Genomic DNA, 8,584 nt, shown 5'->3' on the forward strand with positions numbered 1-8,584 from the left:
CGAAAATCCTGCTCCTTTAGCAAATCCTTGCCCATGCATAACGCCCGCATTAAAATTGTCATTGACAATTACAATCTCACCTTAAATTAGACCACCGCCGAAATAACAGCGTTACCATAACGATTTCTGAAAAGTTATTACTTAATTACTTATGTTACGCACTAATTGTGTTTCCGCTTCACAGAGGCACTTCAACTTCTCGAGAAAAGGCTGTTTCTAGCCAACGGGCCGAAGTGGTGCGTCACATCAATTATAAAAGACCGTCCACCCGCATTATAAATGTTGGAGATACATTTCACATCACCAATTGCTTATATAAAGACTTTCGGTCCTGACCCTACCTTTGTGTTATGGTAAGCCCGGTTATCCCCTTTTTCACAGTTGTAATTCCCACCTACAACCGCGCCGACCTCATCGGGCTGACGCTGGACTCGATACTAGCCCAGACCTTTGGGCAGTTGGAAATTCTGGTAGTGGATGATGGCAGCAAGGACAATACCGCCGAGGTAGTGGGCCGCTTCACCGACCCGCGTCTGCGCTACTATCGCAAGGAAAACGCCGAGCGCGGCGTGGCCCGCAACTACGGTTTTGCCCGCGCCCAGGGTCGGTATGTGATTTTTCTGGATTCCGATGACCGGTTTCATCCCGAGCATCTGGCCACGTTGCACCGCAAAATCGAGGCATTGGGCCAGCCCAACTTCATTGCCACCAAGTTCGATTTTGACCGCGACGGTGTGCGGGCTGCCAGCGATACCGCCGTGCTGCCCGAAGGCTGGTACGGCCTCGATACCTTCGTAACCGGCAATGCGCTGGCCTGCAACATCTGCGTGCGCCGCCAGAACCCGGCGCTGCACCCGTTTGAGGAGGACCGGCAGTACGCGGCCGTGGAAGACTGGATGTTCATGCTCGAAAACACCCAGGACGACCGCATCTACCTAATAGATGCCGTGACGCTGACCATGAACGACCACGACCAGCGCTCTATGCGCTCGGACAATACGGCCCTGGTGCGCCGCCTCCAGCTGGCCCTGGCCTGGATGCTGGGCCGCGTGCGTCTCACGCCCGCCCAGCAGCGCATACTCACGGGCCGGGTGTACTACCTCTGCGCCATTCACGCCTACGCCGATGGGCACCGGGCCGCAGCGCTACGCTTTGCCCGCCGTGCCGCCCCGCACTTGCCCAAGGGGCAGGCGGCAGTGCTGCTGCTGCGCTGCGTGATAGGCCAGAAGGCCGTGGGCTGGCTGAAAAAAGCGCGCGGCTAGAAAAATAATAAGTAACCCAAGTTGCGTACTATAAGGCCAAGCCCCAGCGGGGCGGCATATCGGTAGTAATCCCCGTAAAAAAGCACTTCAAAGCCCCAGCGGGGCGACACTTGTTAAACGAATGCCGCCCCGCTGGGGCTTTGATTAACTAAAACCAGGATGTTTTACTACCGATATGTCGCCCCGCTGGGGCTCGTGTTCGTAATCCGCAACTTGGGTTAAGTAATTGATATTAAGCAATAAAATAGTAGTGTGAGCTAAAAATTCGCGCTGCTACTTTGCTGGCTGCTCAACTAAATTCCTGCGTAACATCAGTGCGTAAGCTGAGCTAGTTACTAAGACCTGTTTATCGTAAATACATGCGTATTCTATTCCTCGGCTATTGGGGCCTGAACGATGGCCTGACTACCTCGACGGTTTTTCCGCATCTGCGCATCCTGCAGGAGCGGCCCGATGTGGAAGCCATCCGGCTCGTGACCATTGAGCGCAGCGCGGAGGCGCAGGCCGAATTGATATTTGCGCCCGGCTTTGCGGTCACTAAAATCAGCTTTGAGCCGTTGCGCTCCAAGCCTTCCAGTAATGTTATTTTCAATAAGATTGAGGATTTTACGCGCTTTCCGGCTGAGCTAATTAAGCAGGTGGCGGAATTCCGGCCCGATTTAATTTTGGCGCGGGGCGCACCGGCCGGAGCACTAGCTTACTTGGTGTGGCAAAAAACCAAGCTGCCGTTTTACGTCGAATCATTTGAGCCGCACGCTGATTATATGCTGGAGTCGGGCGTGTGGCGGGCTTATGACCCGCGCTACCTGTTTCAGCGACACTGGGAAACCAAGCAGAAACAGTTGGCCCTGGGCCTGATGCCCGTGGCTGAGAACTACCGTCAGGAGCTTATCCGCGAAGGCGTGCCGGCCGGCCGTATTGTCACGGTGCCGTGTTCCGTCGATGCAACTGCTTTTACCTTCGATGCCGGGGCCCGGGCGCGGGTTCGGCAGCAGCTGGGCTGGCCGGCCGGGGCGGTGGTGGGCGTGTACGTGGGCAAGTTTGGAGGCATTTATTACGATGCCGAGGCCTTCCAGGTGTTTAAGGCGGCGGCGGCGCATTTCGGGGCGGCCTTCCGGCTCATCATCCTCACGCCCGATGCCGAAGCGGAAGTACGCGCCAAGCTGGCGGCCATTGGGGTAGGGGCGGAGCAGGCGTTTGTCATCAAAGCCCCGCACGCCGAGGTGCCGGATTACCTGTCGGCCAGCGACTTCGCCTTTGCCACCATCAAGCCCGCCCCTTGTCGACTATTTTGCTCGGCAATCAAAATCGGTGAATATTGGGCCAGCGGCCTGCCCGTGCTGGTAACCCCCGGCGTGGGCGACGATTCGGCCATCATCGAAGCGGAAGGCGGTGGGGCCGTGTTTGACCTGAGCCAACCTGGCAGCGTACCCACAGCCCTGGCTCGCCTGGCTGCTCTGCTGCAAAGCCCGACGCACCGCCACGATATCCGCAAGCTGGCGGTGAAATACCGTTCCGTTGGCCGGGCCACAGAGGCCTACGACCTCCTGCTGGCGGCCCGCCCCGCCTAGCGGCCAGCCAGCCCCATTCAGGATTTCATCCGTAATTTTGACGCCAATCTGGCAAGTAGCGGCGGAATCCATTTACATCGGAGCTTTATTTTTCAGCAGCTTTGTGCTACACGCGCCCGAGAGGTGCTATCTGCTGCTGGCCGCCAAGCTGTTGCTGTCCGCCGCCAAGCTGTTTGGTGGCTTGCTCGGCGAGCTGTTGCAAAGCAGTCCGTAGCCGTTGTAACAAGCTAAGCCGGCTGGTATAGCTTATTCCGCATTTATTTTTTTATCCTACACTTTGTCTGTTCCCAAGCCATTTCTCTCCGTCGTCATCCCTGTTTACAAGGCTGAAGGGATGATTGGGGAATTGGTTCGGCGCATAAAAAGCAGCGTTGCTCCGGTTACCGGGCATTTTGAGATTATTCTTGTTGATGACCGGGAACCGGGTAACTCTTGGGCGCAGATTAAGCAACAGGCTGAGTTGGACTCACGGGTGAAGGGCTTGCGGCTGAGCCGTAACTTCGGGCAGCACAAGGCCATCACGGCCGGTCTGGACTACAGCCGGGGCGAATGGGTAGTGGTGATGGACTGTGACTTGCAGGACCAGCCGGAAGAAATACCGGCCCTGCTGGCCCGTGCAAAGTCAGAACCGGCCGACATTGTGTTTGCCCGCCGCGCCGCTCGTCAGGATACGGTTTTCAGGCGCTTTTTCTCCGCGGCCTTTTATCGCGTGCTCTCCTATCTCACCGATACCCGGCAGGACCCGGCAATTGCCAATTTCGGTGTTTATAACCGAAAAGTTATCAATGCGGTGCTTTCGCTGCGGGAGAGCATTCGTTATTTTCCGGCGATGGTGCGGTGGGTGGGCTTTCGCAGCAGCACGGTCGATGTGGTGCATGCCCGGCGTGCCGAAGGTCGCAGCAGCTACAACTTCAGCCGCCGTCTCGACTTGGCATTTGATATTATACTAGCTTACTCGGATAAGCCGCTGCGCCTCACGGTAAAGCTAGGGCTGTTGGTGTCGGCGGCGGCTTTTGTGATGGTTCTCGTTACCCTGGGCCGGTTCCTGGCGGGCTCCATTGTGGTATTGGGCTACACCAGCCTGATTATCTCGATATGGTTTTTGTCCGGGCTCTTGCTCTCGGTGCTGGGGATGGTGGGCCTGTATCTGGGTAAGACGTTTGAACAGGTGAAAAACCGCCCCATCTATCTGGTTGATGAGGACACCGCTCAACCGGTTAAGCTATGACAGAGCCTGTGAACCATCTTGCGCCGCTGGTCTGGGATAGTGAATTTCTGGCTTTCGGGGTTTCCCGCCTGCCTGCTCATTCCCTAACCACGGCTGCCCTCGAGCAACTGGTTCAAGAGGCGCGGCAAGCCGGCACGCGGCTGCTCTACGTGGTGGCTACCCCAACCGATGCCTTCAGCAATGCCAGCGCCTTGCAAGCAGGGGCCTGGCTGGCTGACCGTAAGGTGATTTTTGTGCACGATGTAGAACCTGGAGCTGCCACGCTTGCCATCAGCCCTGCCATCCATTCCATTACGGCTAGCAGCCCGGTACTGGAAAGCTTGGCCTTGCAAAGCGGGAAGTATTCGCGATTTCGGCGCGACAAGCGGTTTTCGCCGGCCGTATTTCCCAAGCTTTACCAACACTGGCTTCATAATTCCTTGTCACATCAGCTGGCCCGTGAGGTTTTCGCCGTTGAAGCCGGTACCGGCCACCCTGCGCCGGCCAGCGCTACACACTGCGGCCTGCTCACGCTGGGGATAGCCGACAACCGCGCCACCATCGGCCTGCTGGCGGTAGACGAATCGGCGCGGCGCCAGAAAATAGGACAGCAGCTGGTGGCTGCCGCCCGGCAGCGCACGGCTGCCTGGGGCCTTCGCGAGTTGCAGGTTGCCACGCAGCTCGATAATGAGCCAGCCTGCGCTTTCTACCGCCGCTGCGGCTTCCGGGAAGCGCGGGTGGAGCATATTTACCATCTCTGGCTGTGAGGCAGCCGGCCATTTTGCCGTACGTTTTTGGATATCCGCTTTATGACTCCTGCCGTTCCCATTCCTTTCAATAAGCCGTACCTGTCGGGTAACGAGACTACCTATATTGAGGAAGCGGTGCGCTCAGGAAAGATTTCCGGAGATGGATTGTTCACAAAGCGCTGCCATCAGTTTTTCGAGCAGCAGTACGGCTTTCAGAAGGCCCTGCTCACTACCAGCTGTACCGATGCGCTGGAGATGGCCGCCATATTGCTCAACCTACAGCCGGGCGATGAGGTGATTGTGCCTTCCTATACGTTTGTGTCCACGGCTAATGCCTTTGTGCTCCGGGGAGCTAAAATCGTGTTTGCTGACAGCACGGCGCTCAATCCCAATCTGGACGTGAGCACGCTGGAGGCTCTGATTACGCCCCGCACCCGCGCCATTGTGCCGGTCCATTACGCCGGCATTGCCTGCGACATGCAGGCCATTCAAGCCCTAGCTACCCGCTACAACCTGATAGTAGTGGAAGATGCCGCGCAGGCTATCGATTCCTATTACCGGGGCCAGCCACTCGGCAGCTTTGGGCAGTTGGCGGCCTTCTCGTTTCACGAAACCAAAAATATTATTTCCGGTGAAGGCGGAATGCTGGCCATTAACGACCCCAGATTTGCCACGAGGGCCGAAATAATCCGGGAAAAAGGCACCAACCGCCCGTTGTTTTTTCGCGGCGAAGTCGATAAATACGGGTGGGTGGATATCGGTTCGTCGTTCCTGCCGTCTGACATTATTGCCGCCTTCCTGTGGGCGCAGCTCGAATCTCTGGACCGCATTCAGGCGCAGCGCAAAGCTTTGTGGCAAAGCTATTTCACGCAGCTTGCACCGTTGCGCAAAATTGGGGTCGGCCTACCCATGCTGCCTGATTACGCCAGCAACAACGGCCATATGTTTTACCTCACCTGCACCAGCCTAGCCGAGCGCACAGCCCTCATCAGCTACCTCAAAGCCCGGCAGATTCTGCCCATTTTCCATTACCAGTCGCTGCACCAAAGCCAGTTCTACGCCAGTAACCACGACGGCCGCGTATTGCCCTGGGCGGACTTTTATACCGATTGCCTGGTGCGTCTGCCCATGTATTACGAACTTTCTACGGAGCAGCAGCAGCGCGTTATCGGAGCTGTTCTGGCATTTTATGAGAAGCGCTGAGCAGTTCAGCCAGCCATTCTGCTTATCAATCACCCCGCGTCATGCGTATTCTTTTTGTCATTCCCTATCCGCCCGGCCGCGCGCCCTCGCAGCGCTTTCGTTTCGAGCAGTATCTCGACATCCTCACGGCCGCCGGCCACCAGTACCGGCTGGCCGCGTTTCTGTCGGTAGCTACCTGGGATATTCTGTATAAACCTGGCCACACGGCGGCCAAGGCTCTGGGCATTATTGGTGGGTTCGTTCGGCGCATCGGGCTGCTGTTCCAGGTGCCAGCCTACGATTTTGTGTTTATTCACCGCGAGGCCGCGCCAGTGGGACCGCCCGTATTTGAATGGTTCATTGCTAAAGTGCTCGGCAAGAAAATTATATACGACTTTGACGACGCTATCTGGTTGGCCAATACCTCGGAAGCCAACAAGATAGTAACGGGCGTGAAGTGGCACCATAAAGTGGCCGATATCTGCCGGTTGTCCTACAAAAACAGTTGCGGCAATGCCTATCTGGCGGCCTACGCCCGGCAGTCCAACCCCCTGGCCATTATCAACCCCACTACCATCGATACTGTGCATCTGCACAATCGGGTGCGTGACCAGGCGGGTTCCGGCCGGCTCGTCATCGGCTGGACCGGCACGCATTCTACCCTCAAATACCTCGACCAGGTGGTGCCGGTACTGGCAAAGCTGGAGCAGGAGGGGCTGGATTTTGAATTCTGGGTTATTTCTAACCAGCCGCCAGCGTTGCCGTTGCGCTCGCTGGTATTTATGCCTTGGCGCAAGGACACCGAAATTGCGGACCTGCTGGGTTTCCACGTGGGGCTGATGCCGCTGGAAGATGATTTGTGGGCCAAAGGCAAGTGCGCTTTCAAGGCGCTGCAATACATGGCCCTGGGCATCCCGGCGCTGGTGTCGCCGGTGGGTATGAATACCGAAGTGGTGCAGCACGGCCACAACGGCTACGTGTGCACAACCCCGGCAGAGTGGGAGGCCAGCCTGCGCCAACTCTTGGCCGATGCCACGTTGCGCCAGCGCCTGGGCCAGGCTGCTCGCTCGACCATTGAGGAGCGTTACTCGGTAGTGGCAAACACACCTAATTTTCTGGCATTATTCTCATAACAATCCCGCGTTTCAGGCACGGGCGAGCTTGGAGCGGCCTGCAGGGGGCACTTTGAGGCCCCTGTTATTAGCTTGGGAAGCTAGGCTTTGCAGAATGTAAAGCCCACCTAAGTAGAAGGGAATAATTGGGATTTTGTAGCGCACTAGAGTGCCGAAATTATTACTGGTTACCCCAACTGAGGCTGCGAAAACGAGCCCAAATACGAAGCAGAGCACCAGAACGGGAGTCTGCCCAATGATTATGAAGGTGCGAGCTACCCCCGTGCGCCAAAAAATTCGTAAAGTAAAAATGAGAAAGAAACCCGCCTCAATTGCTGAGAGCAGCATGACTGGATTGTGAGCTTCCCAGATGAACGGGCGGAATAATGAGGTGCCAATAGCTTGGGGAGCTAGCTTTACCATGCCGCCGATGGTACCGTCGAGTTCACCAAGCGAATAGCCTGAGCCTTCTTGAGCCAAGCTGACCTGATAAAGATAATCGGCAGTAATTTTACTGCGGGCTCCGATGTTGTCCACGTCATACTTCTCGTCGCCCTTGGTCAGATTAGTGGCAGTGTAAAAGGCCATCAAGCTACCCACCACCAGAAACACTGGCTTGGCAACTAGTCTAACAGATTGGTTTTTTATGCGGGCGTTGGTTTCGTTGAAGACCCAGAGTAGTGCGCCCGGTAGGAAGCAAAGCAGAATATATACCTTGATGGAAAGCAGAGCATAAGCAGCAACAAAACCAATTATGGTACATCTCACCAAAGCCTGTCGTTGAATGGCACCTCGATAAAGTGCGTAGAAAAGCCAGCCCAACGCCCCCATACATAGAGAGTCCTTTAGCAGACCGGACCCCCAGAAAAACATGGACGGAACATAAAAAATGGTCCAAGCTAATTCCTTGTATACGTGGGGGCGTATTTTGGCAAAGGCTATGTACATCGCCCAGATGCCACTAAAGCTTATCATGGCGAATAGCAGACTGATAACTGTGTAATTGTTGAAGCAAAACAGCCCCAAAAAAGCAGTCATCCTAGCAACCATATATTCAGTAGAGCCTTCTTGGTGCCAGAACATGCCAGCTACGTATTGGGCTGTTTCCGGGATGTTGTCTCCGCCGTTGTCCATGAGCAGTTTCCAGCCCGTAGAAAAGGAGTGGTCGAAAGCCCTATGGATAAGTTGAGAGTGATAATAGTAGTTGAAAGTATCCCCACCTCCATAATAAAACTGGTAAATTAAACCTAGGCCAATGGCTCCTACAAACTTTAGCGTAAGGGCCGGAATAAAATAAGGTTTGGTAAATTGATTGGTGACTGAAGGTCGTACCCAGTAGGCTAGGGCATAGAGGATGCTCAGGTAAATCGGGGTCAAGAATAAGTCGGAGAGTTCCATGGGCTATACTCGTCACGAAGTAGGATGCGAATCGAGAATATGAAATTTGAGGGTTAGGCGGGACGCGAGTTCTTGGCCAAACTCGGGGAGCCGGTCGAAGAAG

Annotated in this window: 8 protein-coding genes; 7 read left to right on the forward strand and 1 reads right to left on the reverse strand. The window is 55.6% G+C overall.

The features are described from left to right. Positions 1-350: 350 nt before the first annotated feature. The 7 genes from BEN47_RS19135 (at position 351) to BEN47_RS19160 (ending at position 7,104) form a co-directional block, all read left to right on the forward strand. On the forward strand, positions 351-1,262 hold the full coding sequence (locus BEN47_RS19135; RefSeq protein ID WP_070730847.1) for a glycosyltransferase family 2 protein: 912 nt from the start codon (positions 351-353) through the stop codon (positions 1,260-1,262). A gap of 359 nt (positions 1,263-1,621) precedes the next feature. Further along, positions 1,622-2,833 (forward strand): glycosyltransferase, encoded by a 1,212-nt coding sequence (locus tag BEN47_RS19140; protein WP_070730849.1) that lies wholly within the window; start codon positions 1,622-1,624, stop codon positions 2,831-2,833. Positions 2,834-2,870: 37 nt separating this feature from the next. Then, the gene (locus BEN47_RS21630) at positions 2,871-3,047 is read left to right on the forward strand and encodes a hypothetical protein (RefSeq protein ID WP_158011110.1); all 177 of its coding nucleotides are present in this window, start codon (positions 2,871-2,873) and stop codon (positions 3,045-3,047) included. Between the two features lie 63 nt (positions 3,048-3,110). Next, positions 3,111-4,061 carry a glycosyltransferase family 2 protein gene (locus tag BEN47_RS19145; RefSeq protein ID WP_239691670.1) on the forward strand — a complete coding sequence of 317 codons (951 nt, stop codon included), beginning with the start codon at positions 3,111-3,113 and terminating at the stop codon, positions 4,059-4,061. After that, positions 4,058-4,807 (forward strand): GNAT family N-acetyltransferase, encoded by a 750-nt coding sequence (locus BEN47_RS19150; protein WP_070730853.1) that lies wholly within the window; start codon positions 4,058-4,060, stop codon positions 4,805-4,807. The genes BEN47_RS19145 and BEN47_RS19150 overlap by 4 nt, the downstream gene beginning before the upstream one ends. A gap of 42 nt (positions 4,808-4,849) precedes the next feature. Next, positions 4,850-5,992 (forward strand): dTDP-4-amino-4,6-dideoxygalactose transaminase, encoded by a 1,143-nt coding sequence (rffA, locus tag BEN47_RS19155; protein WP_070730854.1) that lies wholly within the window; start codon positions 4,850-4,852, stop codon positions 5,990-5,992. 41 nt (positions 5,993-6,033) lie between these two features. Next, on the forward strand, positions 6,034-7,104 hold the full coding sequence (locus BEN47_RS19160; protein ID WP_070730857.1) for a glycosyltransferase family 4 protein: 1,071 nt from the start codon (positions 6,034-6,036) through the stop codon (positions 7,102-7,104). Between the two features lie 12 nt (positions 7,105-7,116). Here the strand turns inward: BEN47_RS19160 and BEN47_RS19165 are convergent, their stop codons facing one another. Continuing rightward, on the reverse strand, positions 7,117-8,481 hold the full coding sequence (locus BEN47_RS19165; protein WP_070730859.1) for a hypothetical protein: 1,365 nt from the start codon (positions 8,479-8,481) through the stop codon (positions 7,117-7,119). Positions 8,482-8,584: the final 103 nt, after the last annotated feature.

This window comes from Hymenobacter lapidarius, from assembly GCF_001816145.1.
Classification (GTDB): Bacteria; Bacteroidota; Bacteroidia; order Cytophagales; family Hymenobacteraceae; genus Hymenobacter; species Hymenobacter lapidarius.

Excerpts from the sequence above, each read along its gene's own strand:
- BEN47_RS19135 (WP_070730847.1), top strand. The coding sequence starts at position 351 with ATGGTAAGCCCGGTTATCCCCTTTTTCACAGTTGTAATTCCCACCTAC.
- BEN47_RS19140 (WP_070730849.1), top strand. The coding sequence starts at position 1,622 with ATGCGTATTCTATTCCTCGGCTATTGGGGCCTGAACGATGGCCTGACT.
- BEN47_RS19150 (WP_070730853.1), top strand. The coding sequence starts at position 4,058 with ATGACAGAGCCTGTGAACCATCTTGCGCCGCTGGTCTGGGATAGTGAA.
- rffA (WP_070730854.1), top strand. The coding sequence starts at position 4,850 with ATGACTCCTGCCGTTCCCATTCCTTTCAATAAGCCGTACCTGTCGGGT.
- BEN47_RS19160 (WP_070730857.1), top strand. The coding sequence starts at position 6,034 with ATGCGTATTCTTTTTGTCATTCCCTATCCGCCCGGCCGCGCGCCCTCG.
- BEN47_RS19165 (WP_070730859.1), bottom strand. The coding sequence starts at position 8,481 with ATGGAACTCTCCGACTTATTCTTGACCCCGATTTACCTGAGCATCCTC.